This is a genomic window from Paenibacillus sp. B1-35 (genome assembly GCF_050474385.1).
GTDB classification, from domain to species: domain Bacteria; phylum Bacillota; class Bacilli; order Paenibacillales; family Paenibacillaceae; genus Paenibacillus_B; species Paenibacillus_B alvei.
On the sequence record NZ_JBCHVJ010000001.1, the window covers coordinates 290,109 to 316,762 of the forward strand.

Sequence of the window (26,654 nt, forward strand, 5' to 3'; positions counted from 1 at the left end):
TGATTTTGCTTCTCATCTAAGTTCATATGATAAGTTCAAATCATACGCAGCGCTTGTGATATAATTATTGCTGCAGATTATAAAATGAGGAGTTGATCGTCATGCAGTATCGTCGTCTCGGCAAGAGTGGATTGAAGGTATCTGTGCTTGGATTAGGAACTAATGCATTCGGCAAGCGTGCAGACAAGCAGGCTTCGACTCGCATCATTCATCAGGCATTAGATTATGGCATTAACTTTATTGATACAGCTAATATTTATGCGGGTACTGAATCTGAACGTATTATTGGAGAGGCGCTCTCAGGAGTCAGGCATAATATTGTGCTCACAACGAAGGCCGGGTTAATTCGGGGGGAGGGGCCAAATGAGAGGGGTTCATCGCGTTTTCACTTGCAGCAGGAATTAGACAGCAGCTTAAAGCGACTGAACACCGATTATATCGACTTGTATCAAATACATACTTTCGATCCGCATACTCCGCTGGAAGAAACGCTTAGAACGCTTGATGATATGGTTCGTTCCGGCAAGGTTCGATATATTGGAGCATCGAATTATGCGGCTTGGGAGCTTATGAAGGCTATAGGCATTAGTGAGCGGCTAGGCCTCAATCGTTATGTGTCCATGCAGACGTGCTATTCATTGGCCGATCGAACCCCAGAGCAGGAGATGGTTCCACTTTGCAAAGATCAAGGAATAGGGATTATTCCGTATTATCCGCTTGCAGGGGGAATTCTGACCGGGAAATATCGTATTGAAGAGCAAAGGCCAATAGGATCAAGAGCAGATACTGATCCAAACTTCCACCGATTTTTCAATAAAGAACGTTTCGCATTAAGTGAGCAGGTGAATGAATTGGCAGCTGGTGCAGGATGTACCCCAAGTGCACTTTCACTAGCTTGGCTCATGCATCAGCCTTGCGTCTCGACCGTTATTGTAGGAGCGACGAAGGTGGAGCAGCTGCATGACAACATAAACAGTGTTGATGTTGAATTGAAGATGGAGCAATTGGATCGGTTGGATCAGATAAGTCGTCCATTCCGATTCGGTGAACCGTTTGCGGCTTATCGATTGCCTGAATAATTCGGGCTCAGGAACTCGTCTCTATTTTCTAGAGACGAGTTTTTTATATCAATGGGACTGACCCCATCATAATATGGAAAACTGTACCTTTTCAATGAGGCGCATTATTTGTAATCTTGAACACGAAAGAAACGGCGCCGTCAAGGCGGTTCAGATATGAAGGGGGTTAGCTTTGATTTATGGTACATTTACATCCAACACTTGATCTGTCAACAGAAGAACAGATGGAGTTAGGGAAATATGCGATCGATCAAATCTGTCATTATCTTGAACATACGGATGAGGTAAACGTATCTCCCGAGTTAAACCCAACAGACATTGTACAGTATGCGGAGCAAATCGATTTCCACAACCCAGTTACACCGAAGGAAGCTGTACATTACATTGTAGAAGGGTTGCGGAGATATCAGGTACATACGGCACACCCGGGATATTATGGCTTGTATAATCCGCGTCCGAACTTTATGGGAATCGTGGCAGATACGATAACGGCAGCCTTTAATCCGCAGCTGGCTGTTTGGAGTCATGCTCCTCTGGCAGTTGAAATTGAGAACTATGTATTGCGAGAGTTCGCTGTGCGATTCGGCTACCCGCGAGAAACGTCAAATGGAACATTTACGACGGGAGGAGCAGAAGCTAATTTGACAGCCGTACTTACAGCTCTCTGCGATCATTTCCCGGAATATACAACAAAAGGGCTTGCAAGCCTGGATAAGCCCCCTGTGATGTATGCTTCAAGTGAGAGCCATCATTCCTTAGTAAAAGCGGCTCGTGCCTGCGGATTGGGTACGGATTCTATCCGAAGTATACGATCGAATGCATCTTTGCAGATGGATGCGGAAGCGCTAGCCCTTCAAATACGGCAAGACCGCGAAGCTGGCTTTGCCCCTTTTTTGATTGTGGCTACGGCTGGAACGACAGGTGCAGGGGCCATTGACCCGATTGCGCATATTGCGGAGCTGGCTGAACAGGAAATGATATGGCTGCATGTTGATGCAGCGTATGGCGGTGCTATGATATTGGCGCCAGAATTGGCCAATTGGCTGCAAGGAATTAATAGGGCAGATTCCATTACATTCGATGCACATAAATGGCTGTCTGTACCAATGGGAGCAGGTATGTACTTCACCCGTCATCCCCATATATTGCAGCAGACCTTCCGAATGACAGCGGACTATATGCCCAAGGAAGGCACCGAATTGGAGACGTTTGATCCATACACCCATTCCATTCAGTGGTCACGCAGATTTATCGGGCTGAAGCTATATATGTCGCTTGCAACGGCGGGATGGGAAGGGTACCGGTTACTCGTACAACGACAGATTGAGAGCGGCAATTTTTTGCGGCAGGAGCTTGAACGATCGGGATGGTCGATTATGAATGATACGATAATGCCAGTTGTTTGTTTTAATGATCAGGCAGCATTAGCAAATCATGATATGGATTTCGTACGATTCATACATGAGAAGGTACTTGCTACAGGCAAGGCATGGATCTCGATTTTCACCATACAGGATACCCCGGCGCTTCGTGCTTGTATTACCAATTTTGATACGACCGAACAGCATATGAAAGAATTGATTCACCTACTGAACGAGGCTCGGCAGGAGTATATGACGCAAAATCCATCCTATAATGGGATGATTTACTAAGCAGTTCATATTGCTTAATTCGATGGGGTCAACTATAATATAACCTACAACTTTATAACTGGATGAAGTTTGCGGGAGATAGACAACACGTCTAGCCGAAGGGGTAAGCTCTCAGGCGCTTGGCATACCGAGCAGCAATTGCGAGTATGTATAAGCAGGACCGTAAATGGACAGGACTCTGGAGAGACTCCATCATTGGGGCACCGAAGGGGCAAGACGAATCGCATTGATCGAATCGTTAAAACTCTCAGGTAAAAGGACAGGGATGCAGATGCATAGGAAACATAAGTTTTATTTGGGTTGTATTATCATGTTCCTGGCGAAAGCTTTTTTAATTCTGCACGCATGTCCCCAGAGTCAAATCATACGATTTGGCTCTTTTTATTATTCAAGACGAGGGGAAATGATTTTGCAATGATTGAACATTGGTTAGACAAATTGAACAGTTTCGTATGGGGGGCGCCGCTTCTTATTTTGTTGGTAGGGACGGGGATATTACTCACAATTCGTTTAGGTGTCCTTCAATTGTTTCGCTTGCCGCTTGCCTTGAAGCTCATATTTAAGTCAAAAAACGAGGGGGCTGGTGATGTATCCAGCTTCGGTGCGCTTGCGACTGCACTTGCCGCCACAATCGGAACGGGGAATATTGTTGGTGTTGCGACTGCAATCAAGGTAGGGGGACCAGGTGCGTTATTTTGGATGTGGGTCGCTGCTTTCTTCGGAATGGCTACCAAATATGCGGAGGGGCTGCTAGCCGTTAAGTACCGCAATATTGATGATAATGGACAAATACTCGGTGGGCCAATGTACTATATTGAGAAGGGCTTAGGCATGAAATTCAAGCCTTTGGCTGTGTTCTTCGCCATTAGCGGCGTGCTGGTCGCACTTCTTGGAATCGGTACCTTCCCGCAAATTAATGCGATTGTTACCTCTACTGAGACGAGTCTTGGTGTGCCGGCAATTGTAACTGCGGTCATTGTTACAATTGTTACTGCCCTTGTTACAATCGGGGGGATTCAAAGTATTTCGCATGTGACGACTACGATTGTTCCTGTTATGGCTATCATTTACTTTATCGCTAGCTTCGTCGTGCTCATCACGTTTGCGGATCAGATTCCCCATGCAATGTCCTTAATATTCCATGGGGCATTCAATGCGACTGCAGCTGGAGGAGGTTTCCTCGGCGCCACGGTTATGATGGCGATACGCAACGGAATCGCGAGAGGGGTATTTTCGAATGAATCCGGTCTCGGAAGCGCACCGATTGCTGCAGCAGCTGCCAAGGTGAAATGGCCAGCCGAGCAAGGTCTTATTTCGATGACGGGGACATTCATAGATACGATTATCGTATGTTCGCTGACCGGCTTAACCTTGATCGTAACCGGAGTCTGGAATGGCCCTATGGAAGGTGCTGCTTTGACACAGGCTGCATTTGATGCAGCATTGCCATATGGTTCCTTTGTACTCACGCTATGCTTGATATTGTTTGCCTTTACGACAATATTAGGATGGAACTATTATGGCGAGCGCTGCATGGTTTACTTGTTCGGCGTGAAATCGATCCTGCCTTATCGGCTTGTCTTTATTGCAATCATTGGTTTTGGTGCATTTATAAAGCTCGATATGATATGGAAGCTTGCAGATATCGTAAACGGGTTGATGGCATTGCCGAACTTGATCGCACTGCTTGGGTTGTCTGGCGTAGTCGTTCATGAAACGCGTCTGTACTGGAAACATAAAGAGACGGAAAAATAAATGTTTACATGTAATACTGGTGAGAAAAAGCTGGCAAATGACACGAAAGTGAACATTTGCCAGCTTTTTTTTCGCGAAAGGAAACTTTTTGGCAATCTTATGCATCTAATTAACAGCTAGTCGCGTGTATGGGGTAAAGAAGGGAGAAGAAACGGCTTGTATACCGATATAGAAATCGATATAGAGACAGATGTGAGGTTGGCTAAGGAAGGAAATAAAGAGGCTTTCATTCGTCTCATCAAGAAGCATGAAGTCCAAATGTACAATATGGCCAGATCCATTGTCAGAAGGGATGAAGACTGTGCGGATGCAATGCAGGAAGCCGTGTACAAAGCTTACCGTGCGCTGCCAAGCTTAAATCATCATGCCTACTTTAAGACATGGCTTTTTCGTATATTGATCAATGAGTGCAATATGATCTTGCGGAAGCAGGCTCGTGTTATTATGTTAGCGGAGCTGCCGGAAATCGGAGAGGCTCCTCCGGAAATCAGTGATCGTCTTGATTTGCGTCAAGCGATTTACCGGCTTGAGGAAGTATCTCGAAATATTGTTATCTTGTTTTATTTTCAAGATTTGCCCATGCATCAGATTGCTGAAATGATGGACATGTCCGTCAGTGCGGTAAAGACCCGGCTGCACAGAGCCCGACATACTCTTGCAGATTGGCTGGATGACTCTGTAGAAAGGAAGATGAACGGATGAAACAGATACAACTGCCTATCGAGCAGCAGCTCGAACAACTTAGAGAACCATATAGGAATGAGCTGCCTGAATTCATTCGCAGCCGAATGGATCAGACGTATCATATCATTGAAGACATGCTTCCATTACGGAATCGGCGAAGACGGGCGAGCCGATGGCTGCGGCGAATGTTGATATCAACGGCAGGTGTCGCAGGACTCGGTGTTGTGTTGATTTTTTCAGGTCTTGCCTCTCCAGCGATTGCCCAGACATTGAAGCAGATTCCTCTGATGAACAGTGTGTTCAAGCTGGTTGGGGATCTTGGACTTCAATCTGCAGAGGACAAAGGGATGCTTACTTCCGTTAATCAACGCGTTACCCACAAGGATGTAACATTATCGATTTCGGAATTGATATATGACGGCAGCCGGCTCTCTATTGTACTAAGCAGAGAGGATAAGGAAGGAACTGCGGACTCTTTTTTTCAAAAATGGAACAAGCAGCGAATGCAGGGAACTCAGGGGAATAGTATCGATTTTTACATGCAAGACAAGCAGATAAATACATCAATGGGTCTGCAGCCAGGGGGAGAGCATGCTCCACATTCGATTATTGTTACGGCCTTGGATTCAGCCGATCTGGAGCTTCCTGATTCATTCGAGATGAAAATGGTTGTGTATTTAGCGGATGTTGATCAGAAATACGAGTTCCGCTTCCCGATTAAGAAAGATACTGCCCGCAACATCATTTTGAGAACAGCAGAGAAGAAATTGCATGATTCGATAAATATGAGTATAGATCGCGTTGAAATGACCCCCATCACAACCCGCTTGCTCGTCGGTGTCCACGGGGTAAGCGGAGACGAAGATTATCATAGCATGCTGGAAGCAATACCGGACAAATATAAGGTGGATGATTTCCTCAATCTCGAGTTCGATATCGAGGATGAGCAAGGAAATCTACAAAATGCGATTGCAGGAAATGCTTCAGGGGAGGGTAAAGGCATGATCTTTTCTACGTCATATGAGCCCTTCAAGGCAAAGCCTAAGCTGATCGTTATTAAACCATTTATTAGAAAAGGCTCGGATAAGAACTATATCCCAGAGCTGGAGTTCAGAATACCGGTCAAATAAAAATTGCAATCTTCGACCTTTCCTGTGTAACATAAATACAGATGGATAAATACCACTGAAATCTTGCACTTCAGTCAGAGGAGAATCGGCATAATGGAGATCTTGAATCAATTGGAACCAGGAATTCGAGAAATAGTGAAGCAATTTATTGAAGCAGGACGTCCTTCTGCAAGACTGCAGAGCTTCAATGAACGACGTCAAGGCTATTTGGACTCAGTTGCGCTCGCTGGTGCAGCGGAACCCGTAAGTGAGATCACGGATTGCACGATCGATTCTATCCCTTTACGCATATATCGTCCTTCGCACGAGTCGGATCTTCCCGTCATGATTTACTATCATGGCGGATGTTTCGTTAGTGGTGATTTAGAGACGCATGATCGCCAGCTCAGAGCGCTGGCTAATCTAGCGAAGATACTGATAGTAGCTGTTGACTACCGCTTAGCGCCAGAGCATGTCTATCCTGCTGGACATGATGATGCTTATAAGGCTGCGCATATTGTACGAGAGCATGCCAAGTCGTGGGGAGGAGACCCGAACGAGATTACATTGGCTGGCGACAGCGCGGGCGGACATATAGCGTTAATTACGTCCTTGCGGCTTAAGGCTCAAAAGGAATGGATGCCCACCAGACAAGTCCTGATTTATCCAATGCTAGACGCAAGCGGTTCCAGCAATAGCTATCAACGATACGGAGATGATTTCGTTATTACTCGGGATACGCTGCTTAGCGGGTTTGAAGCTTATCTGCGAAATATTCCAGTTGATCATCCGGAGGCTAGCCCGCTTCTGCGTAACGACTTGGAGGGACTACCTTATACGCATATTCTGCTTGCCGAATTCGATCCATTAGCAGATGAGGGAGAAATGCTGTATCGGCGGCTGCTAGAAGCGGGTGTTGGTGCGGAATGCATGAAGTACTACGGAGTCAATCATGGTTTTTTCCAGCTTGCCGGTATAAGCGGCGCTGCACGGACCGCAATCCATGACGTTGCCTCTCTTATAAAACATGCTCATCAATAGAATGATGGATCAATGAAAAATAAAACAGATAAATAAAACAGATAAATAAAACAGATAAATAAAACAGATATATAGAATATAAGATATAAAAAGGTGAAATGAGGCCTGGCTTCGTACAGCGGCAAGTAGAGAATAGATGATAAAAAACAACAGATATATGCCGCTGTACAGCTGGGTTACGGAATGAGAGGATTGCGATAACTCTTTTTCCACTTCCGAATCTTCGTCCGAAATGATGTGAACGGTGCAACAGAATTAATATGAATCCAGCGAGCCATCGGCCAATTCGGCTTGTCTCCCGTCCATTTGCGCATTCCTTGCGTAAATAATTCCTCTTCACTGCAACCATCAATCCATTCTATCCATTGTTTCACCGTCTCCTTTAGTTGAAAGCGTAATTCTGTTAAAGAGTATGGTGAAGATGCATCATAGAAAGATTGATATAAAGCCCCCAGTTGATTCCACTTGTATTCAGGAGAAGGCATTTGAACGATTTCTCCACTCTGTTCCTGTTTGTCCCACTCCATCACCAGATTCAGCCAGCCCAATTGGTAGGCGATAATTTCAGCAGGAGTTCGATCAACCCCCGTTATTCGGATGTCCCTTACATGATCCTCAATGTCATGATACTCCTTGTCGAGAAGCCCGTATCTTTTGTGAATTTCATCGATTAACGCAGCCTTGCTTGTATAACGAATCGCGGTCATGAATTCAATTCCTCCTTCACTTTCCTATTATTCATAGTATGCCATAGAGAACATGACAACAGTATGTCAACGATTGCAAACCATGATGAGGCGCAGCTTGAAGCACTGCTATTCGGTTTATTTCAAGGATGAGTGGGGGGTCATGGAGTTTAGAAAAAATCCACAATCGTCTATTGAGCGAATCTCTATGGGCCTGATAGAGTAAAGACAGCAATATAAAAATATAAGATGAAGATGCTGGTTCTATATCTTTAAAACAAGATAGAAAGGTGCCTGCATAAAATGAATAAATGGTGTGCCACATTAAGCGCGGTCATCGTATTGGCGTGCTCATTATTGGTATACAGGTTTGTTGAGGATACATCGTTAGAGAAGCAGATCGGCGCTCGCAGCCAATTGACGCTTCTTGATGCACTATATGTTGGCATGTTCGCGGCAAAGAAATGGAATCCCGAAGCCGTTCCCCTTTATTTGACAAGCGTGGATGACGATTTAGGAGAAGCAAGCGGACAAGAAGGAACGAGAGGCCGTTGGAACTTGCAGGTTGCTGCTCCAGGAGTCCAGCGCGCTGTTGTTGCTATTCGATATGGAAAGGTTGAGAGGATCATAACCGGAGTAGGGCCTTACAGACCTGAATATATTGTAGCGGCTGATCGGGTTAAAATCGACAGTACGACTGTGGCTGACCAAAGCAAGCGGGCAAGCAACCTGAAGCCTGGCAGAGGATGGGCAAATGGATATCACTTTATTCTTCAGGCCGTTGAGGGAGTTCCAATGATTACAATTGTCGGACAAGATGAACACAATCAGCTGAGGCAGATTGATTTTGATGCAGGGACAGGGAGGATATTGTCCGAATAAGGGGAGTGGTTCAGATGAAAAAATGAATGGCGACCATTATGATCTCAACTGCGCTACTTTCTACCGGTGTACCTTCAGTGAAGGCGGATGCGACATATGTAAATGAAGATTTTACCGCCTATACAGGGGCATCTGGGGATAACAAGCCTGTATTTGCTAGTGGCAAGGCTGCTTACATTGGTGGTGTTGCTGTACATCCGACTTCTTGGGGGACAGGGAACTGGAACAAGCCTGTTTATCCGTTCGGAACGATGATTGTACTCAATAATAACGAGCATATTACGATTCCTGGCGGAAATGTCCTGAATACATTTATTGTAGAAGACACAGGCGATCTGAAGAATACGGGCAAACTTTCCTATCGCTGGATTGATGTTTATTTCGGGAAGTACAGCGCGGCTAACCATCAGGCTGCAATTAACTTTGGTAAGAAGAAGTTTAGTTACACCGTTATTTCTTAATTCGTGGAATAGGATATTACCAAGCTTCAGCATTTCTCCGTATAAGGGTGAAATGCTTTTTTTCTATTTTCAAAAACAATCTTGCCTATGACGTAACGTCATGGTGTACATTGATGGTAATAGGGCGAGAGGAGATGTTCGAGTGAAACACATGTATACTGTTAAGGCTTTTGCAAAACTCATTGGTGTAACCGAACGGACGCTTCATTTTTATGATCGAAAAGGATTGCTTGCACCCTCCAGCTACAATGAACATGGGCATCGTCTCTATAGTAAGGATGACATTCCCACTATGCAGAAAATTATTACGTTAAAATATTTGGGGTTCTCGTTGCAAGAAATCTTGGATTACCTTGCGAACCATGATTCACATCAGATACGCGATACATTGCAAAAGCAGAAGGTTATGCTGGAGAAGAAACGCGAAGAGCTGGATTATGTAATCAATACGATAACACGGGTTGAGCGGATCATGCAGGATGAGGAGCTGGACAGTGATCTGTTATTAGCGATTATTCACTCGATTCATCATGAAAAGAAGCAAGAGGAGTGGCTATCAGCGCGATTACCCAAATCAGTGATCGAGCATGTCCTTCTACAGCATCTTTCCCCTCAGGAACGGCTCGAATTTGAAAGGGAGATGCTTACGATTGTGAATCAATTGCAGTATTACTGCAAGCAAGGTATATCACCAGTTGAAGAAGAGGTTCAGCGTGTAATCGAGCACATGATTAGCAGTATGAATGAACGTATTGCACCACATTATCAGCAGAAAATCGCAGAAATCGATCTGAATGATCATCCCCAAATAAATGTGTCTATCTTCTCCAAGGAAGTAGAGGAATATATCAAAGAGGCCGTAACCGATTTGAAGCAAATCAATTAAGCCTATCCCATGCAGAAAACAGGGTTTAGAGGAGGAGAGCCGTGTTAGAAGTGGGGGTATTGTTGTATTCACTATGTTTAATGGGAAAGGGGGGTTGAAGATGTCTAGCATCGTGTCGGATGCACGCCGTATGTTCTATTTTTCAATTGTGATCTGGATGTTAAAGCCGTCTAAGGAGCGGGGAGAGCTGTTTCCGTATCATCAACACTCTCAGTTCAAAACTATGGCCATTTTTTTGTCTATTTTACTTGTAATTGAAGGTGTACTGTTTCATTTTCTCGTCTTAATGTGGAGTCAACTTGCAGCATGGCTCCTTTCAGCTATAAATATTTACGGACTGTTCTATATGATGGCATTGTATAATTCAGCGAAATACTTGCCTCACTTAATCAAAGGAAATCGGATCATTATACGCTGCGGCTATCTAAACAGTATTGAAGTGGGTTTGGACAATGTTGCCGAAATACAGAAAGCGAAAGAAATAAATATGGGTGAGAAAATACCGAAAGATGTACACTATGCCGTCCTTATTTTTGATACTCCGCAATTTGAAATCGTACTCAAAGAACCTGTCGAGACAAAGAACTTGTTAGGGAAGACGATTTTAATCCGTTCTGTAGTGTTCAGATGTGACAATCCGGAAGCTATGCTGCTGAGGCTAAATCAAGGGATTCAACATACTGTTGAGGGGGGATGCATATAAGGTTAAATCATACATAAAGGGGAATAATTTGAACTTTTCTTATCGTTTATCCGTACTATATTTAAGTTTATAAATTGGGGAGGCGTCTAAGTGAAGAAAAGGTTATCCTGGTTGATGGCACTGTGTTTAATGGTAACCATGATTGTTCCGACAAGCGCGTTAGCTGCGAATGCAAAAGCGGACTTGAATTACGCGGCTACCAAAAAAGCAGCGGCCGAAAAGGCAAAGCTCCTGACGGAATCATTCGGCACAACAAGTGTACAGTATGCGCTCATTGATCATGGTAAGATCGTTGTATCCGGCCAAGTTGGAAAAAATGATGCATTGGGAAAAGTTCCTCTTACAAAAGACACCATATATGGAATTGGATCAACGAGTAAGGTGTTCACCGCTGCAGCCGTCATGAAGCTCGTTGATGATGGCAAGGTAAGCCTAGATTCGCCTGTTGTGCAGTACATTCCGGATTTCACGATGAAGGACGAACGCTATAAAAACATTACAATCCGGATGCTGCTTAATCACTCCTCTGGGTTGAGAGGCACTACGATGGGGAGTGCCTTCTTGCTTGGAGATAACGACTCGCAAGCTCATGATACGCTGTTGAATCAACTGCAAAAGCAAACGCTAAAGGCAGATCCTGGCGCCTATTCTGTATATTGCAATGATGGGTTTACGTTAGCTGAAATTGTCGTAGAGCGAGTCAGCGGCATGAGCTTCACCGAATTCCTTCATAAATATTTTACAGAACCGTTAGCAATGAACCATACGAAGACACCATTAGATCAGGTTGATTCCAAAAAATTCGCTGGAATATATCATCCGGCCTTTGAAGGACAACTCCCGACTGAAAATACGAACCTTATTGGTTCAGGCGGCATATATTCCACGGCTGAGGATCTTGTTCGCTTCTCGCAAATTTTTACGGGACAAAACGATAAAATCTTGTCTTCTGACTCTGTCAAGGCAATGCGTGCGGAAGAGTTCAAAAAAGGAATGTGGCCCGAAGGTGATGCTGACACAACACTCAACTATGGTCTTGGCTGGGACAGTGTGGAGCTGTATCCATTTAACAGCTACGGGATTCAAGCGGAAAACAAAGGCGGGGATACATTTATGTATCATGCATCACTTGTCGTGTTGCCAGAACAGAATATGGCAGCTGCGGTGCTGTCATCGAGTGGAAGCAGTATGACCAATACGATGCTGGCCAACGACATGATACTGCAAGCGCTGAAGGAGAAGGGAACGATCAAGGAGTTCAAGGCAGCAAAATCATTCGGCAAGCCTGTCAAGGCTTCAATGCCGGCTGATGTCGCAAAGCATTCAGGCTATTATGCAGCAAATGATCTTATTATGAAGGCAGCAATAACGAAGACAGGCGAGTTGTCTATTCGTTACAACCAAATGCCGGGTATGCCAGAAGAAAAGTATGTATATACCGCTGACGGATCGTTTGTAAACGCTGAAGGGACGGCAAAGGTTCGATTTGTTACGAGAGATAACGGACGCACTTATTTATGGGCAAGCTCGTACATGAATAGGCCAGGGTTCCCTCAAATGGCCGTGTCTCATTATTCAGGCGAGAAGATTACGGGGAATGAGATTTCCAAGGAAGTGGACGCCGCCTGGGCGAAGCGTACCGGGAAGAAGTATTTTCCGGTTACCGAAAAATATAATTCTGCTTTTTACTTGCTTGTGGATAGCATAAAAATGAAGAAGATTGACGGTTTGACTGGTTATGTTGACGGTAACGAAATTCTAGGGCCAGATTCAGCAAGCAATCCTGTACAAATCCCTGGAATGAACGGAAGAGACACGATGGAGTATAATTTCATTACGAATGATGGCATCGAATATTTAGACAGAGCTGGGACATTGTTCGTATCTGAAGATACGCTGAAGCCATTTTATCTAGGCTCGCAGTCTACGGTAACGATTCAAGAGAATGGATATGCAAGATGGTTCAAGCTGCCTGAAGCAGCTGCTGGCAAGAAGCTGACAGTTACATCAATGCCTAAGCATGCTTCATTTACGGTATACAATGAGTTGGGTCAGCCCGTACAATATATGATATCGTCGGCAGCTAAAAAAGGAATTGAGCTGCAAAGCAGCGGCACGATTGTATTCGCAGGCGAAGCGGGAGCAAAATTCGAAATCAAGATGAACTAGGGGACTTATAGCTTGGTAATCATTATACAAATATATAACTTAACCAATACAAAGCCGCTGGTGTGACTCCAGCGGCTTTGTTTGTTGTAAGACTAAGAAATTGTTGTTTTGCGGATCATGATGAAGGATAGTAAAGAGTAGAGAAGTGACAAGGCGAATAAGCAAGAAGCAAGTTGCGCAGCCGAATGGCTGCTGAACCACGTAAATATGCTGCCCCACCAGCCGAAAGATGTGCAGAGATAACTGAAGATGGAGAAAATGACAAGCATGACTGGGAACAAGATGAACATTCCCATACGGCCATAACGCCGGAAAAATATAGCAGTGACAAACCCTAAGGAGCAAAGATGTATAGCTGTAGCGAAGTAAGTCCACCATTGTTCAAATAGACTGCCGTCTGTAAGATACGGCAGGCTAAAAAAATGGAAATTCGCGCTTAAGCTATGTGTAATGCTACTTTCACTAATGGACAAAAGCATTACAATCGTGGCAACTGTTACGCTGGATAGCAGGAGCATCAAATTGGTTCCAAAATAGTAGTCTGTTCTGCGGATGCTAATGCCAAATGCGAAGGGGAAAGTTTGAGTTACGGCTACGATGCCGAGGACTAGTAGATAGATAAAAATGGAGACCATCCCACCGCTGTAGTATCCTTGTTCCGGTTTCAGCAAATAGCCGACCAACACATTAATCAGAAAACTAGGTAGCAATACAAAACACCACGGGGCAAGAAACCATAGTATGTGATCCTTGCTGTACATTTTCATAACGGTTGTTACTCGATTCATCGCGACTCCACCGCCTTGCGATCAGATTTTCTTTTTGTGAGGTGAACAATAAGCTGCTGCAGGGATACTGTTGAGAGATCAAGGCCTAACGATGCGGCTTGTTCCTGGATATGAGGAGTTAGATTGTCAAGTACGGTTGCAGACAATAGTCCGCCTAACGGCTGGCGATCGATGATTGTATGGCCAGCGATGAATGACTCGACAAGTTCTCTCTGTCCAACGACGGAGTAGGCACGGCCTCGCAAAGCATCACTTTCCTCATTCAAAAGGATCTTGCCCCCATCAATAACAATCACATGCTCTAAAAGTTGACTGACTTCATCAATTAAATGTGTGGACAGCACGATCGTTCGGGGGTGCTCCGCATAATCCTCAATCAAACGGTCATAGAACAAATTACGCGCTGCTGCATCCAGTCCAAGGTATGGCTCATCGAAAATGGTCAGCGGTGCCCGACTTGCCAATCCAATAATAATGCCAACGGAAGACAGCATGCCGCGTGACAGCTTCTTGATACGCCTCCTTAAAGGAAGATTGAAATCATACAGCAGTTTGCTTGCCAATTCCTGATCCCAATTCGGGAAGATGGAAGGACAGAGACCAATGACATCAATGACTCGAAAGCTGTCTGGATACTTCTGGCTTTCTTTAATGAAGCAAATCTTGCTCAAAACGCGATTATTCTCATAAGGGGCTTCTCCGAATACAAGCAGTTCACCGCTTGTTGGAAATAACTGTGCCGTCATCATATGCATAATCGTTGTTTTTCCTGCGCCATTGCGCCCAAGCAGACCATAAATTTTGTTAGCTTCGAGTGTAAAGCTTACATCGTGTACGACAGTTACATCACCGAATGACTTGGTTAATCCCTTAACTTCAGCAATGGTTCTCAATTCGTCCGATCTCCTCTCTGAATCATGTCTGTTAATTGTTCCTTGGAAATGCCAAGCTTCTCTGCTTCGCGAATCATGGATACCACATACTGTTCGTAAAAAAGTTCTTTCCGCTTTTCCATGAGTTTTGCTCTCGCTCCTGTCGCTACGAACATGCCTATCCCACGCTTTTTGTACAAAATGTTCTCATCAACCAGCAAATTAACACCCTTGGCCGCAGTAGCTGGATTTATCTGGAAAAATGAAGCGAATTGATTCGTTGAAGGCACTTGCGATTCTTCAGGCAATCGACCTTCGATGATGTCGTCTTCAATGCGTTCGGCAATTTGCACAAAAATGGGGCGGCTGTCGTCCATCTTGATTGTCATATCTACACCACCAAACTGGTTAATTACTCATGTAACTAACCATATAACTGATGGATAATCATGTCAACATGCATTTGCCTATTTCGGAATTTTGAACGAGTGACTCGTGGTTATAGTGGGGTTTGGAATTACGCTAAGCGCAAAAAACTCGCAGCCAGTTGGCTTGCGAGTCTATTGAAGGGGGACATGTGATGGGTTATTCATCGGCTAGATGGTGTTTCTTACGATATGCCATACAGAATCGAGAGAATGAAAGCAAATGATAAAAATGCGCATAGGGGTATATACAAGCAGGTGTCCATTTTCGAAAATGTTGTACTTCGATTTTTTTTAAACAAGCCTACATAGTTAAATTCACCGATGACTCGCAGTGCAAATATGCACGCACAAACCCATGCTCCCCATTGAATAATACTTGAGTCGATAAATGATGGAAGGAATGATGCACGCACGAGCAGAATGACGCCGGCAAAGGCAAGCAGTGCAGCGATGAGCAAGGTCATTCCGGAATGGGGTGAGAATACTTGCTTGCCATCTCGCTCTGGAATGACAGCACCCTTGCCCCATGTACCGTGGAATGCCCAGTACACATGCAGCAAACTGATGACGAATAGCATGCAGGCCGCAATAAAACTGATTGCTGACAACATTTTTACTTCCTCCTTTTATTGCTGAATAAACGAAGCGATTGTGATGAAGCAATGGTGTCTTTATTGCTGCTAATTGAATTAATGATAATAAAAGAGGTAGCATACGGTAATATAAGGTCATTAATTTCTGGAAATATGAGAAATAATTGCTAATTTGATTATAGATCCATTTGTCAATAAGGGAGAGGAACGTCAGCAATCAGTTGTTCTGTTGCTCTGCAAATCTATTGGATATCCTGAATCCCTGTCATATCTAACGGCTGCAAGGTTGTATGCTGAGCACAGGGCTTTATATCCACCTGCCATAATTCCAAGTGCAAGCACACCAGCTGCAATTGCCACCATGAAACCCATATGTACACCAAAATGATCCACCACCCAGCCAGCAATCGCAGAGCCAAGTGCAACCCCAATACCTAGTCCTGTAGTTGCCCATGTCATGCCTTCGGTCAACTGATGTCCAGGAACGATTTTTTCCACCAGTCCCATCGTAATAATCATCGTAGGTGCGACGGACATACCTGAGAAGAAGACGGTAATAGCCAGTGTAGTCAGATTGTTCACGATAAACAGAGGAAGCAAGGTTACCATCGAAAAACTAACTGCAATTGCAAACTGACGATTTAGCGGCATGCTGATTTTGAGTGTGCCGAAGATGAGACCTGCCAAGCATGATCCGATAGCGTAGACAGACAGAACGTAGCTGGCTGCAATTGTGTGCCCCTGCTGCTCGGCAAAGGCAACACTTACAACATCTACGGTTCCAAATATCGTGCCGATTGCAGCAAGCGTAAGAGCCAGCAAACGCAGTGCGCCGATTTGGAACACAGACCCCTGACTCGCGTTGTGCTGCGGCTGTACTGCCGGCTCGCTGCCCTTATGCAGCGTAAAAAGAACAATGCCAAATGCCATAAATAAGCAAGCAGCGAGAGGGCCGGCTTCCGGAAAAACGGACACGCATAATCCAACTGAAATGACAGGTCCGATAATAAAGCAAATTTCATCTACGACGGATTCAAAGGAATAAGCGGTGTGTAGTTTGGGCGATCCTCGATACAGTTCCGTCCAACGTGCACGCACCATTGCGGGCATGCTGGGTATGCAGCCAGCCATAACCGCAAACAGGAAGAGCGTCCAATCGGGCGCGCCCAATCGGGCACATAGCAGCAGAGCCAATATGGAGATTATGCTTAGCGCTGCTGCGGGGCGAAGAACTCGTGATTGTCCCATCCGGTCAACCAATCGGGATACTTGCGGGGCAAGCAGCGCCGAAGCCAAGGCAAAGGTGGCGGCGATGGCCCCAGCGAGGCCGTATTCCCCGCGCATCTGAGCAATCATGGTAACCAAGCCGATTCCAGTCATAGAGATCGGCATTCTGGCAATAAATCCAGCGGAAGAAAAAATAAACGAGCCAGGAGCGGTGAATAATTCTCGATAAGCACGTAACATATTACAATGATCCTCCTTGCTAAAAATAGAGTGATTCCCATTTACATACGAAGCGTATGCAAATATAATATTCACATACGTTGCGTATGTCAATAAAAAGATGAGGAAAAATACGGTATGAAATAACCCGGTTCTATAGTTTATCAATCTTGTTAATTTCAAATTTTGTTGTAGAATAGAACGAAATATAAAACTGAGCTAGCATCGTGCAAGCAGCAAACGGTGCAGGAGGGGACATGGTTCGAAAAGCAAGAAAAGAAATGATCGAAGAGACAAGGAGGAAACTGCTCGAAGCGGCAAGAGAAGCTTTCGGAACAATCGGATATGCAAATACGTCCATGGATGAGTTAACCGCTTCCGTAGGATTGACGCGAGGTGCGCTGTACCATCATTTTGGCGATAAAAAAGGCTTACTCGCGGCAGTTGTTGAAGAAATTGATCTAGAGATGGATAATCGTCTTCACGATATTTCGGAAGCGGCAGCAACGACATGGGAAGGCTTTGTAGGCCGATGCCGAGCGTATATCGAGATGGCAATTGAGCCTGAAATTCAGCGCATCGTCCTTAGAGATGCGCCTTCCGTCCTAGGCAATGGATTTACTCTTCCATCTCATTCTCAATGCTTGACGACAATGGCATCTATGCTTCAGCAATTTATGGACGAAGGAATCATTGCGGTCACGGATAGTCATGCATTAGCACGGATGTTGAACGGCGGACTTGTGAACACAGCCTTTTGGTTAGCTAATACTCCGGATACAGAGAAGGAGCTGGCCGTTGCGTTGCATAGCTTGGAAGTCGTATTGGGAGGGTTACGAATGAAACCAAGTTAGTCGCAACGATCACGTAAATCGATAGAATCTATGAAAGCAAAGCTGATTAGTAAATATTCCATGCATCATTCAATAAGAAGGGAAGAGCAGATCGTTTGATAGATAAACGATCTGCTCTTTTTCAATTCGATCAGAATGATGCCTATGCGCAATATGGAACGGGATAGCTGCCAATGCTGCAAGTAATGCTGATGATATCTCCGTTACGCCATACGGTTAGGCTAAATTGCTCATCAATCGCCAGTTCACGGATGGCTGCTTCCAAGTCTGAGTAGCTGGAAATGGTCGTGTTGTTGATGTTCACTATGATGTCATCAGGTTGGAGTCCAGCAGCAGCGGCTGGGGAAGAGCCCTTAACCGTCAATACTTTAGAGCCAGCCGGCTGCCCGTCTTGCGGATGGACGTCATATGCTGAATGCCGATCCATGTTCTCCACATCTTTTCGCGTGTTCCTGACCAGTCTCATATACGCACTTCAAGTTTTGAAGGAAAAGTAGAGTTCTAGAGCGAGTTAATTGCCCTGCTTCTGTTAATGCGCTCCATACCTTCTCAATGGGTGCTTCGATAAGCATATCTCTCTTCACGGATTGTAAGCTGTTCATTGGTTTATCCTCACCTTCAAATAATGTTTTGAGTCGAGTTAAGCGATCTCCTAATATGTACCCCATATCTTAAAAACAAGAGGGATTGATATTCAGATTGCAGCAAGGCTTGCTCCAAACGGTAAATTCGGTATTTCCCTTGCTTCTGCTCGCTGATCACTCCTTCTTCTAATAAAATTTGCAAGTGCTTTTTAACGGCGGGTTGAGAGATGTGGAAAAACTGAACAAAATCCGACTGCGTTCGATCACCTTGCGCAAGCATATGAAGAATCGTCCTCCGTGTCGGGTCACTTAGAACACGATAAATATCCGTAATACTCACCCCACATATAACCATATGGTTATATAATATTCAACGAAAAAGTCCTTGTCAGCAGAATTGTTAACAACATTTGCATTTAATTTGGTAATATATCACTTATATGTGGCTGTACCTGTAAAAGGCTTGTTTAACAATTAGATATTTTCAAGATAGATAGGCAGATTAAGAGGATTCCGTGTTGTTAGAAAATGATTGAAAAATCTTGCTCACAAGGGTGACCAGACGATGATTACAAAAATGCATGTGGAGAACATGTTGCAGGAGTATATGGAAGATACAGTTGAATCCTATCGATTAATTGATAATAGCTGGGAGGACGAACACCGATATGTCGCGATCGTTAAGGCGACGAGTGGAGAAAACATCGTTTTAAAGTGCTATAACAATTCGTATACGGATAGCAGCAAAATCGCGGGATGGGCCCGGTTAGCTTCCGTGTACCGCCGAAATGGCATTGCTACGCCACAATTTTTTTGTTCGAGGAATGGCGCTTACGGGTCTGTCATAACAATCGACAATAAACAGTTCCATTACTGGGCAGAAGAATTCATGCCTGCTAAGACATTAGATGATTTGGAGATCGACTTGGAGGATTTGGATCCCGAATTTCTACATCAAGTGGGAGCCTGCATAGGTAGTATGCATACTGCTGCGAAGCGTGAGGGGATCGAATATGCATGGGGCAGCCCGTATGTTCTGCTAGATCCAGATGAGGAAAATTATAGTGATGCGCTGTCGTGGTATGAGCAACTGAGGCATTCGCAAGCAGATGTTCGATTGGTAGAAGAAATATGGCAGATATACAATCACAAACGCAAGCAATTAGAGGCTATATTTCCATCTTTGCCTGCAGGCGGCGTACAAGGAGATTTCTCGACAAATAATATTTTAGTGAATGAAGAGAAGAGATTTGCAGGGATTATTGATTATAATTTAGCTGGTAATGATAAATTCGTGACGTATATGATGCAGGAGGGTATTTTTCTTTGCTTTGAATGTTACCGGGAAGAATGGCTGGATCGGGAAAAATGCGCATATATGGAGCAGCGCTTTAAGCATTTTTATAACGGCTACAGCCAGCAATACTCGTTAACAGATGTGGAACGGTCTGCTGTTAAAATGCTGTATAACATCATTCGGCCATTCCGTATGGATAAAGTGGACACAACGCTTCGCAAAGCAGAAGAGGGACTATGGCAAGAAGTCAACGAGCGGCTGCGCTGGATGCATTACGAGCTGACTCGTGACGATATATTGGCATGCTTAGAAAGCTAGCAGGAGGCGAGGGAGATCACAATAGATTACTCTATTGTTCTCCCTCGTATGTCGACAGCATATTTCGTATTTCGCTTATGACTTTGCCTCGCAGTTCTGCGGGTTCAAGAGCTACCATAGCAGCACCAAATCCAAGGATGATCTCGGCAGCTGAATCAAGCGTATGGAACTCCACATCAGCATAATACCAGCCTTGATGAGCAGGCTCGATTTGCAGTAATTTCGTGTATCGTTCATGCTTGAGTCGCTGAAGTAAATCATCTCTTACACGAATTCGTACAGGATAGCGAGGCAGGGTAGATGTAAATTGCTTCGTGGATTCCTCCCAATAGAGAGCCAGGTCGAACCCGTCAGGACGAGCAAAAGCTTGATTCAACATTTCTGCATCGCGTATCCGTGAGATGCGATAGCTGCGGTATCCGGCTTCTACTTGAGCTGCGACATACCATACTCCTCGTTTGGCAACTAATCCGAGCGGCATGATGTCTCGAACCACAATACTGTCATGCCGTTCATAAGTGATGCGCAGCTTATGCTGTATCCATACGGCCTCCTGCACAATTGATAAGTATTGAGCAGTATCTTCCGTTTGGCGCCATCCCGCGCCGTCAATGTGTATGCGTTCTCTGGCGATGTCGGCGTCTCTCCTCATTCCAATCGGACTAGCGGCAAGCAATTTGTGATAAGCATTGTCGAGTTCTTGTCGAAGACCGAGATCGTCCACTAATGACGAGGACTTCATTAAGAGCAATGACATCAATTCTTGCGGCTTCATTCCCGTTAATTGCGTTCGATATCCTTCTGACAACGACCATCCTCCGTTGGAACCACGCTCCGCATAAACCGGGATACCGGCTATACTTAGGGACTCCATATCACGCATAATGGTTCTTTCAGATACCTCCAGTTGCTGGGCTAGGTCTCGTGTTGTCATTTTGCCATAGCTTTGCAGCATGAGCATAATAGACATTAATCGATCGGCTCGCATGTGACAGCTCCTTTCTCTTATATCAGGTAATGTTTATCTGATCTATTTTAATATGACAGTGGTTGTCATATATCTTCCTTTACACTAAAGAAAAAGTCAAATCTAATGAGGAGGTAACTGCATGAAACCATTGCAGAATCAAATTGCGGTTGTAGCGGGAGCTACGAGAGGGGCAGGGCGCGGGATCGCGGCAATGCTGGGGGAAGCGGGAGCGACTGTATACTGCACAGGGAGAAGCACACGAGCGGTGCAATCCGATATGCAGCGAACGGAAACGATCGAGGATACGGCAGAAATCGTAGCGGCATATGGAGGAATCGGGATACCGGTACAGGTGGATCATACGAAGGAAGATGAAGTGAAAGCCCTGTTCGAAAAAGTGCGGAACGAACAAAATGGTCGCCTTGATATTCTGGTGAATGATGTATGGGGCGGTGATCCATTGACGGATTGGGGCAAGTCATTCTGGGAGCATTCACTTGAAGATGGATTGCTCATGCAGGAACGGGCGGTTCATTCCCACATGATAACGAGCTATTATGGCGCACCGCTGATGGTAGAACGGAAGCAAGGGCTTATTATCGAGATTACGGATGGCGTTGACTATCGTTATCGTGGAAACTTGTATTATAGTTTAGCAAAAGTGTCGGCGATTCATTTGGCAGCAGCTATGGCGGAAGAATTGCGTCCGCATGGGGTTACTGCTGTTGCGGTTACTCCCGGATTTTTGCGTTCAGAGGCGATGCTCGACCTTTTCGGCGTTAAAAAGGAGAATTGGAAGGATGCGGTGAAGCAGGATCCACATTTCATCATGTCGGAAACACCCATATATGTCGGAAGGGCGATTGCTGCGCTTGCGGCTGATCCGAAGAAAATGGAGAAAACGGGACAGACTCTCAGCTCCTGGGGACTTTCTGATTGGTATGACTTCGTTGACGAGGATGGGAATAGACCACACTGGGGCAACTATGCCACAAAACTTGGACTGTAAAGTGTTATGCAAATAAGGGATATCAAATAATACTTCCGTTATCCATGTATCTTAGCTAGGACAACCTGTAACTTTCTGCCAAGGCTGCAAATGAAGGGCATCCCGAACGAACTAGGATGTCCCTTGCAACCTAACCTTGTTTTTCAATGACAATGAGACAAGTCCTATCAGGGAATGGAACGGGTATCTTAATCTATCATATCGATTTCATTTGGATTGACGGTATTGGTACATATAGCGCATAGTAAGTCAGGTAGACATCGTGATGGAGAGAAGGTTATTCGCACATTCTATCAACAAGAATATCATGTCGCAGAAGGGAATGAGATCATGAGTAATGCCGTGAATGAGCAGACATGGAAGGAGATTCTCCAGTTATTCTTACACACAATCTAGGAATGGAATGGAGAGCGAACAATGACGAAGGACAAAATCAAACTAGCGATTGTCGGCCTAGGAAATATGGGCAGGTACATGATTCGAACCATTTCCAGTCCAGCGTTGGCAGAACAGGTGGAATTGGTAGCGATATGCGAGGCGAATTCTGAATCGCGAGAGCAGTATCAGCAAGATTACCCGCATGTGAAGTACTATGCTGATTATAGCAAGATGCTAGAGGAAATGGACATCAATCTTCTATACGTATCTGTTCCTCCTGCCTATCATTATGATATCGTATGCACGGCATTGCGCAAGAAAATCCATGTCTTCTGTGAGAAGCCGCTTGCTAACAATTTACAAGAAGCAGCTGAATTGCTCAAACTGGCAGAAGAAGCGAACGTTGTTCATGCTATTCATTTCTCGATGCCGCATGAGCCGTCTGTGAAACGAATGGAGCAGATGATCAAGGAACAGGCCATTGGAACGATCCGCAGCATGGAACTTATCCTGCATTTTCCAACATGGCCGCGCAGCTGGCAGCATAACAGTTGGATCTCGACCCGGGCGCAGGGGGGGTTCGTTCTAGAGGTAGGCGTTCACTGGATTCATGTTATTCAGAAGCTGTTTGGCACGATTACGCATGTTCAGAGCGAACTGGAGCTGCCAGCAGATGAAGAACGCTGCGAAACGGGGATACGAGCAAAAATGCTGCTGAACAGTGAAATTCCGATTTATGTGGATGGCTTATCGGGCATGGCAGGAGAGGAACGAGTTTCTCTCGTTATTTATGGCAGTGAAGGTACGATTTCTCTCGAAAATTGGAATCGGCTTCATGTTGGAGCAATTGGACAGCCACTGGCGAATGTCGCCGTAGAAGATATGGAGGAAGTTCCGATGGCGGCGCAGGTCATTCGTGCCATTCACGGAGAGCGGGCCGATTATTTCGATTTCCGAGATGGGTATGAAGCTCAGGCTGTTTTGGAGGCGTTACGACATCCTTCGTCAGCACAGCTTGCGGACATTCGGAAGGCAGCAGAATGAACAGCTTCTTTGAACTGATTGCGCTGAGCCCCGCTTATGTGCGACAGCGATGCAAACCGTTGGAAGCAAAGGCTATGACGGATTTGTTATGGCGTTAGTGGTCGAACCTTGAGTAAAAATGAAGAAAAGCCCTGCCCTCATGAACTGTGATCCATAAGAAGAACACTTAGAAAAAAAACGACCCTCTTATGGGTCGTTTTGCATTATACACTCTAGAATGAGGCTGTCATTGCTAAGGCAGGCTTCAAGCAATCCATGTCTCTTAGGGGGAATTGTTGGGACAATGCCTCAATGGAATGGCTCTTCGTCATATGAAAGACGAAGTCCATTTTATAGATTGTCAAACTATTAAAAGAATACATGTAAACAATGTGTAGCCCCTTATATTGCATCAATCACATACATTTTATGATCCTCGGGACCAGCTTGGATAGAACTGGGCTGAGCATTTAAATAGACAACTTCCGGTGTGGAGAAACCCTCTAATGTTCGTTTTTGCGGAAATATAAGGAATCCTGTCCCTGTTTGCCGTAGTTCGCCATTTAGTTCTATAAATATAAATTCATTTTTAATGACTCTACCCCATAATCAGTGATTACAGTCCTATAACTTTATTTCTAGCTATTCTTCGATTCAATCCTTTTTAACCGTGATCATTTGGCTTCATAATGCCATGAATTACACAAGTACTAATGTTCTGTTTTGAGCCTAAGAAAGGATTAGCACAGCATGTTTAAAAAAATAACATTCTCCGTTTTACTCCAAATGCTCATCTTTTTCTTTCTGGTGTCCGTCAGTCATACTGGTGCACTTAGTCTGAATGAAGAACGAGTAGAAGATTCGTTGCTTCGAAAGCTTCAAGAAGGGGGCTACATCCTTTATATACGGCATGGCGAGACGACGGGACAAGATAAACCTAATCTGTCTTTCAATGACTGCTCAACCCAAAAAAACTTGAACGAAATTGGAAAAAAACATGCAAAAGCGTTGGGCACCATTTTCGAGAAACAAAAGATTCCCGTTGACTATCCCGTTTTGACAAGTCCTTACTGTCGTACCAGAGAAACTGCCGAAATTGCTTTCGGAAAACAGAATATGGTGGTCAATGAGAATTTAGCTTACATTTATTATTTAGAAGATGGCCAATTAGATGATAAGCAGAAGAAAATAAAAGCAAACATCATTCAAATGCTTGAAACCCAACCTCGGCATGGCACAAATAAGGTAATTGTCGGTCACAGTTATCCATTCCATGAATCGATCAAGGGTGAAATTCCGAACGTAGGTACGGTTGTGTTAAAACCGAAAGGCCAGGGGAATGGGTTCGAGTTTGTTGCTCTGATCAAATTGGAAGATTGGATCAGATGGTCTGTCGATAATCGTTCCTGATCCGGAATGAAAGAGATCAAAAAAATCGGTAGTCCCCAAGGTGGGGGCTTCCGATTTTTTTTCTTGTACGCTCAACTGAGCAAATTCATCTTTAGGGTGCAAGTCCCACACGGGGGGAGGAGGCGAACGCCGACGCGTTCGTGCTAAGAGCAACGACAGCTGTTTCCCGCAAGGGAGCTGCCGACAATCAGGGTATGTTGGCGCGCCGAGTTCTTCGCAGACACAACTCTCCCCTTCCTCTCGCAAAGTCCATAACGACCTGCTGGAACGAATGCTCGGTACGTAATGCTAGAACTTTATATGATATAATGAGAAATGAAATTCATATCATAAAGTCAGTGGTTATTTGATCCATGGAGGAACGAATCATGCAACTTATACAACCAGATCGCGTTCAACATCAGCTGCAAAGCTTACAGGATAAGTTCTTATATGCGCATCTTGAGATGACAACGGGTGCTTATGCTGCACATCGGGATAAATCAAAAATGACGGCATCCGTATTTTTTAAAAACGCCCCCGTCCGCTATTCACATGGCACGTTAGCAGGAACAGGCCCCTATCGAATCGGTCTAAAAACAGAGCATGGGTGGATTTATGCGGAAGGTCTAACACATTGGGAAGAAAGCGATGAGCGCCGACTGATTATGGCGGGCCATGATTCGGAGGGACGATTGCTTGTCAGCTTCATGCTTAGTGAGCAGCCATTCTAAGCAAGGCGAGCCTTCTCACTGCTGATTGCGAATGATTCAATTAATAGAGACAACTGAAGAGGGGACATCAAATGGAATCACAACATCGCATTGTCGTCGTGCTGCCTCATCCCGATGATGAAGGGATTATGGCAGGTACATTGGCGAGACATATTCATCAAGGCAAGATCGTTACTTATGCATGCTTGACATTGGGAGAGATGGGACGGAACATGGGCAACCCTCTCTTTGCCAATCGGGTGACATTGCCGCTCATCCGTAAACAGGAATTGCTGGAGGCGTGCAAGCGGATCGGAATCGAAGATGTCCGCATGTGGGGGTATCATGATAAAACGATTGAGTTCGAGGAGCAGGATAAGCTGTCGCAGAGAATTGCTGAATTACTGCTAGAGCTGCAGCCGGAAATCGTATATACGTTCTACCCGGGGCATAGTGTTCACCCGGATCATGATGCGACCGGCGCTGCTGTTGTGCAGGCCGTGAAGAAGCTTCCTGTAAGCGGTCGGCCGGTCGTTCGGTGCGTCGCGTTCTCATCCAATCGCAAGGATGCTCTAGGTCAGCCGGATGTAGTGAATGACGTCAGTAACTATGTCGAGCAAAAGATTCATGCGATTCATGCCCATCAATCTCAGGTACGGTTTTTATTGAACAATGGAACATTGGATGACCCGGCTTTTCGGGCGAAATACAGCAAGGAAGTATTTTGGCAGTATCGATTCGATGATTAGAGAGCTCCAAAGATCCATTAGAAAGTAAAGTTACTGATATCGGAAAAATACAATGTGCAGACACTCGATTCATCAAGTGATTATCGCTTGTGAATCGAGTGTTTTTTGCATACGAATGATTCAGATGTGAATTCCT

Annotated in this window: 27 protein-coding genes, 1 pseudogene and 1 riboswitch; of the genes and pseudogenes, 19 read left to right on the top strand and 9 right to left on the bottom strand. The window is 44.9% G+C overall.

Annotation, left to right across the window (positions count from 1 at the left end; genetic code table 11):
• The first annotated feature begins 101 nt into the window (after positions 1-101).
• The 6 genes from ACQ5BJ_RS01405 (at position 102) to ACQ5BJ_RS01430 (ending at position 7,320) form a co-directional block, all read left to right on the top strand.
• Positions 102-1,079, top strand: a complete 978-nt coding sequence (locus tag ACQ5BJ_RS01405) for an aldo/keto reductase (RefSeq protein WP_005549319.1) — start codon at positions 102-104, stop codon at positions 1,077-1,079.
• Between the two features lie 179 nt (positions 1,080-1,258).
• Positions 1,259-2,731 (top strand): pyridoxal phosphate-dependent decarboxylase family protein, encoded by a 1,473-nt coding sequence (locus ACQ5BJ_RS01410; RefSeq protein ID WP_430107987.1) that lies wholly within the window; start codon positions 1,259-1,261, stop codon positions 2,729-2,731.
• A 168-nt stretch (positions 2,732-2,899) separates the two neighbouring features.
• Positions 2,900-3,004: riboswitch (glycine riboswitch) on the top strand.
• Positions 3,005-3,145: 141 nt separating this feature from the next.
• Entirely contained in the window at positions 3,146-4,486 is a 1,341-nt protein-coding gene (locus ACQ5BJ_RS01415) for an alanine/glycine:cation symporter family protein (protein WP_005549314.1), read from the top strand.
• 156 nt (positions 4,487-4,642) lie between these two features.
• Positions 4,643-5,188 (top strand): sigma-70 family RNA polymerase sigma factor, encoded by a 546-nt coding sequence (locus ACQ5BJ_RS01420; RefSeq protein ID WP_005549312.1) that lies wholly within the window; start codon positions 4,643-4,645, stop codon positions 5,186-5,188.
• Positions 5,185-6,300, top strand: coding sequence for a DUF4179 domain-containing protein (locus tag ACQ5BJ_RS01425; protein ID WP_430107990.1), 1,116 nt, complete (start codon positions 5,185-5,187; stop codon positions 6,298-6,300). Before ACQ5BJ_RS01420 ends, ACQ5BJ_RS01425 begins: the two co-directional genes overlap by 4 nt.
• Before the next feature lie 93 nt (positions 6,301-6,393).
• The gene (locus ACQ5BJ_RS01430) at positions 6,394-7,320 is read left to right on the top strand and encodes an alpha/beta hydrolase (RefSeq protein ID WP_430107992.1); all 927 of its coding nucleotides are present in this window, start codon (positions 6,394-6,396) and stop codon (positions 7,318-7,320) included.
• Between the two features lie 176 nt (positions 7,321-7,496).
• Here ACQ5BJ_RS01430 and ACQ5BJ_RS01435 read toward each other — a convergent pair whose 3' ends face one another.
• The gene (locus ACQ5BJ_RS01435) at positions 7,497-8,027 is read right to left on the bottom strand and encodes a ClbS/DfsB family four-helix bundle protein (protein WP_430107994.1); all 531 of its coding nucleotides are present in this window, start codon (positions 8,025-8,027) and stop codon (positions 7,497-7,499) included.
• A 282-nt stretch (positions 8,028-8,309) separates the two neighbouring features.
• Here ACQ5BJ_RS01435 and ACQ5BJ_RS01440 point away from each other — a divergent pair, with 282 nt between their 5' ends.
• From ACQ5BJ_RS01440 to ACQ5BJ_RS01460, 5 genes are all read left to right on the top strand, one after another.
• Positions 8,310-8,888, top strand: a complete 579-nt coding sequence (locus ACQ5BJ_RS01440) for a hypothetical protein (protein ID WP_430107997.1) — start codon at positions 8,310-8,312, stop codon at positions 8,886-8,888.
• Positions 8,889-8,914: 26 nt separating this feature from the next.
• Positions 8,915-9,349, top strand: coding sequence for a hypothetical protein (locus ACQ5BJ_RS01445; RefSeq protein WP_289355390.1), 435 nt, complete (start codon positions 8,915-8,917; stop codon positions 9,347-9,349).
• Between the two features lie 151 nt (positions 9,350-9,500).
• Positions 9,501-10,235: a MerR family transcriptional regulator gene (locus tag ACQ5BJ_RS01450; protein ID WP_430109395.1), complete on the top strand. Its 735-nt coding sequence runs from the start codon at positions 9,501-9,503 to the stop codon at positions 10,233-10,235.
• Positions 10,236-10,335: 100 nt separating this feature from the next.
• Complete coding sequence (locus ACQ5BJ_RS01455; protein WP_289355392.1) at positions 10,336-10,938, top strand: hypothetical protein; 603 nt, start codon at positions 10,336-10,338, stop codon at positions 10,936-10,938.
• A gap of 90 nt (positions 10,939-11,028) precedes the next feature.
• Positions 11,029-13,107, top strand: a complete 2,079-nt coding sequence (locus tag ACQ5BJ_RS01460; protein ID WP_289355393.1) for a serine hydrolase domain-containing protein — start codon at positions 11,029-11,031, stop codon at positions 13,105-13,107.
• Between the two features lie 92 nt (positions 13,108-13,199).
• Here the strand turns inward: ACQ5BJ_RS01460 and ACQ5BJ_RS01465 are convergent, their stop codons facing one another.
• From ACQ5BJ_RS01465 to ACQ5BJ_RS01485, 5 genes are all read right to left on the bottom strand, one after another.
• The gene (locus ACQ5BJ_RS01465) at positions 13,200-13,895 is read right to left on the bottom strand and encodes a hypothetical protein (RefSeq protein WP_262866768.1); all 696 of its coding nucleotides are present in this window, start codon (positions 13,893-13,895) and stop codon (positions 13,200-13,202) included.
• Positions 13,892-14,788 (bottom strand): ABC transporter ATP-binding protein, encoded by an 897-nt coding sequence (locus tag ACQ5BJ_RS01470; RefSeq protein ID WP_005549288.1) that lies wholly within the window; start codon positions 14,786-14,788, stop codon positions 13,892-13,894. The genes ACQ5BJ_RS01465 and ACQ5BJ_RS01470 overlap by 4 nt, the downstream gene beginning before the upstream one ends.
• Positions 14,785-15,156 carry a GntR family transcriptional regulator gene (locus ACQ5BJ_RS01475; protein WP_005549286.1) on the bottom strand — a complete coding sequence of 124 codons (372 nt, stop codon included), beginning with the start codon at positions 15,154-15,156 and terminating at the stop codon, positions 14,785-14,787. Before ACQ5BJ_RS01475 ends, ACQ5BJ_RS01470 begins: the two co-directional genes overlap by 4 nt.
• Before the next feature lie 221 nt (positions 15,157-15,377).
• Entirely contained in the window at positions 15,378-15,806 is a 429-nt protein-coding gene (locus tag ACQ5BJ_RS01480) for a DUF3995 domain-containing protein (protein ID WP_430108003.1), read from the bottom strand.
• Positions 15,807-15,998: 192 nt separating this feature from the next.
• Positions 15,999-17,255, bottom strand: coding sequence for an MFS transporter (locus ACQ5BJ_RS01485; RefSeq protein WP_430108005.1), 1,257 nt, complete (start codon positions 17,253-17,255; stop codon positions 15,999-16,001).
• Between the two features lie 236 nt (positions 17,256-17,491).
• Here ACQ5BJ_RS01485 and ACQ5BJ_RS01490 point away from each other — a divergent pair, with 236 nt between their 5' ends.
• The gene (locus ACQ5BJ_RS01490; protein WP_430108007.1) at positions 17,492-18,088 is read left to right on the top strand and encodes a TetR/AcrR family transcriptional regulator; all 597 of its coding nucleotides are present in this window, start codon (positions 17,492-17,494) and stop codon (positions 18,086-18,088) included.
• A 142-nt stretch (positions 18,089-18,230) separates the two neighbouring features.
• Here the strand turns inward: ACQ5BJ_RS01490 and ACQ5BJ_RS01495 are convergent, their stop codons facing one another.
• Complete coding sequence (locus ACQ5BJ_RS01495; RefSeq protein ID WP_005549282.1) at positions 18,231-18,515, bottom strand: PDZ domain-containing protein; 285 nt, start codon at positions 18,513-18,515, stop codon at positions 18,231-18,233.
• A gap of 191 nt (positions 18,516-18,706) precedes the next feature.
• Positions 18,707-18,952, bottom strand: a complete 246-nt coding sequence (locus ACQ5BJ_RS01500) for an ArsR/SmtB family transcription factor (protein WP_430108009.1) — start codon at positions 18,950-18,952, stop codon at positions 18,707-18,709.
• A 285-nt stretch (positions 18,953-19,237) separates the two neighbouring features.
• Here ACQ5BJ_RS01500 and ACQ5BJ_RS01505 point away from each other — a divergent pair, with 285 nt between their 5' ends.
• Positions 19,238-20,287 carry a phosphotransferase enzyme family protein gene (locus ACQ5BJ_RS01505; protein ID WP_268619764.1) on the top strand — a complete coding sequence of 350 codons (1,050 nt, stop codon included), beginning with the start codon at positions 19,238-19,240 and terminating at the stop codon, positions 20,285-20,287.
• Positions 20,288-20,318: 31 nt separating this feature from the next.
• Here ACQ5BJ_RS01505 and ACQ5BJ_RS01510 read toward each other — a convergent pair whose 3' ends face one another.
• Complete coding sequence (locus tag ACQ5BJ_RS01510) at positions 20,319-21,275, bottom strand: helix-turn-helix transcriptional regulator (RefSeq protein ID WP_430108012.1); 957 nt, start codon at positions 21,273-21,275, stop codon at positions 20,319-20,321.
• A 121-nt stretch (positions 21,276-21,396) separates the two neighbouring features.
• Between ACQ5BJ_RS01510 and ACQ5BJ_RS01515 the strand changes: the two genes are divergently transcribed.
• From ACQ5BJ_RS01515 to bshB2, 6 genes and pseudogenes are all read left to right on the top strand, one after another.
• On the top strand, positions 21,397-22,266 hold the full coding sequence (locus ACQ5BJ_RS01515) for an SDR family oxidoreductase (RefSeq protein WP_430108015.1): 870 nt from the start codon (positions 21,397-21,399) through the stop codon (positions 22,264-22,266).
• Between the two features lie 417 nt (positions 22,267-22,683).
• Positions 22,684-23,688, top strand: coding sequence for a Gfo/Idh/MocA family protein (locus ACQ5BJ_RS01520; protein WP_430108018.1), 1,005 nt, complete (start codon positions 22,684-22,686; stop codon positions 23,686-23,688).
• 22 nt (positions 23,689-23,710) lie between these two features.
• Positions 23,711-23,800, top strand: a pseudogene (locus ACQ5BJ_RS01525) (O-methyltransferase); the annotation flags it as partial.
• Positions 23,801-24,417: 617 nt separating this feature from the next.
• Entirely contained in the window at positions 24,418-25,077 is a 660-nt protein-coding gene (locus tag ACQ5BJ_RS01530; protein ID WP_430108020.1) for a histidine phosphatase family protein, read from the top strand.
• A 368-nt stretch (positions 25,078-25,445) separates the two neighbouring features.
• Entirely contained in the window at positions 25,446-25,790 is a 345-nt protein-coding gene (locus tag ACQ5BJ_RS01535) for a YojF family protein (RefSeq protein ID WP_005549264.1), read from the top strand.
• Between the two features lie 71 nt (positions 25,791-25,861).
• A complete protein-coding gene (gene bshB2, locus ACQ5BJ_RS01540; protein ID WP_005549263.1) occupies positions 25,862-26,518 on the top strand; it encodes a bacillithiol biosynthesis deacetylase BshB2 in 657 nt (218 codons plus the stop codon).
• The last annotated feature ends 136 nt before the right edge of the window (positions 26,519-26,654 follow it).

What these genes read in the sequence shown, in the direction of transcription:
- ACQ5BJ_RS01405 (WP_005549319.1), top strand. Translation starts at nt 102, where the DNA reads ATGCAGTATCGTCGTCTCGGCAAGAGTGGATTGAAGGTATCTGTGCTT.
- ACQ5BJ_RS01410 (WP_430107987.1), top strand. Translation starts at nt 1,259, where the DNA reads ATGGTACATTTACATCCAACACTTGATCTGTCAACAGAAGAACAGATG.
- ACQ5BJ_RS01415 (WP_005549314.1), top strand. Translation starts at nt 3,146, where the DNA reads ATGATTGAACATTGGTTAGACAAATTGAACAGTTTCGTATGGGGGGCG.
- ACQ5BJ_RS01425 (WP_430107990.1), top strand. Translation starts at nt 5,185, where the DNA reads ATGAAACAGATACAACTGCCTATCGAGCAGCAGCTCGAACAACTTAGA.
- ACQ5BJ_RS01430 (WP_430107992.1), top strand. Translation starts at nt 6,394, where the DNA reads ATGGAGATCTTGAATCAATTGGAACCAGGAATTCGAGAAATAGTGAAG.
- ACQ5BJ_RS01435 (WP_430107994.1), bottom strand. Translation starts at nt 8,027, where the DNA reads ATGACCGCGATTCGTTATACAAGCAAGGCTGCGTTAATCGATGAAATT.
- ACQ5BJ_RS01440 (WP_430107997.1), top strand. Translation starts at nt 8,310, where the DNA reads ATGAATAAATGGTGTGCCACATTAAGCGCGGTCATCGTATTGGCGTGC.
- ACQ5BJ_RS01445 (WP_289355390.1), top strand. Translation starts at nt 8,915, where the DNA reads ATGGCGACCATTATGATCTCAACTGCGCTACTTTCTACCGGTGTACCT.
- ACQ5BJ_RS01450 (WP_430109395.1), top strand. Translation starts at nt 9,501, where the DNA reads ATGTATACTGTTAAGGCTTTTGCAAAACTCATTGGTGTAACCGAACGG.
- ACQ5BJ_RS01455 (WP_289355392.1), top strand. Translation starts at nt 10,336, where the DNA reads ATGTCTAGCATCGTGTCGGATGCACGCCGTATGTTCTATTTTTCAATT.
- ACQ5BJ_RS01465 (WP_262866768.1), bottom strand. Translation starts at nt 13,895, where the DNA reads ATGAATCGAGTAACAACCGTTATGAAAATGTACAGCAAGGATCACATA.
- ACQ5BJ_RS01475 (WP_005549286.1), bottom strand. Translation starts at nt 15,156, where the DNA reads ATGACAATCAAGATGGACGACAGCCGCCCCATTTTTGTGCAAATTGCC.
- ACQ5BJ_RS01480 (WP_430108003.1), bottom strand. Translation starts at nt 15,806, where the DNA reads ATGTTGTCAGCAATCAGTTTTATTGCGGCCTGCATGCTATTCGTCATC.
- ACQ5BJ_RS01485 (WP_430108005.1), bottom strand. Translation starts at nt 17,255, where the DNA reads ATGTTACGTGCTTATCGAGAATTATTCACCGCTCCTGGCTCGTTTATT.
- ACQ5BJ_RS01490 (WP_430108007.1), top strand. Translation starts at nt 17,492, where the DNA reads ATGGTTCGAAAAGCAAGAAAAGAAATGATCGAAGAGACAAGGAGGAAA.
- ACQ5BJ_RS01495 (WP_005549282.1), bottom strand. Translation starts at nt 18,515, where the DNA reads ATGGATCGGCATTCAGCATATGACGTCCATCCGCAAGACGGGCAGCCG.
- ACQ5BJ_RS01500 (WP_430108009.1), bottom strand. Translation starts at nt 18,952, where the DNA reads ATGCTTGCGCAAGGTGATCGAACGCAGTCGGATTTTGTTCAGTTTTTC.
- ACQ5BJ_RS01505 (WP_268619764.1), top strand. Translation starts at nt 19,238, where the DNA reads ATGATTACAAAAATGCATGTGGAGAACATGTTGCAGGAGTATATGGAA.
- ACQ5BJ_RS01510 (WP_430108012.1), bottom strand. Translation starts at nt 21,275, where the DNA reads ATGCGAGCCGATCGATTAATGTCTATTATGCTCATGCTGCAAAGCTAT.
- ACQ5BJ_RS01515 (WP_430108015.1), top strand. Translation starts at nt 21,397, where the DNA reads ATGAAACCATTGCAGAATCAAATTGCGGTTGTAGCGGGAGCTACGAGA.
- ACQ5BJ_RS01520 (WP_430108018.1), top strand. Translation starts at nt 22,684, where the DNA reads ATGACGAAGGACAAAATCAAACTAGCGATTGTCGGCCTAGGAAATATG.
- ACQ5BJ_RS01530 (WP_430108020.1), top strand. Translation starts at nt 24,418, where the DNA reads ATGTTTAAAAAAATAACATTCTCCGTTTTACTCCAAATGCTCATCTTT.
- ACQ5BJ_RS01535 (WP_005549264.1), top strand. Translation starts at nt 25,446, where the DNA reads ATGCAACTTATACAACCAGATCGCGTTCAACATCAGCTGCAAAGCTTA.
- bshB2 (WP_005549263.1), top strand. Translation starts at nt 25,862, where the DNA reads ATGGAATCACAACATCGCATTGTCGTCGTGCTGCCTCATCCCGATGAT.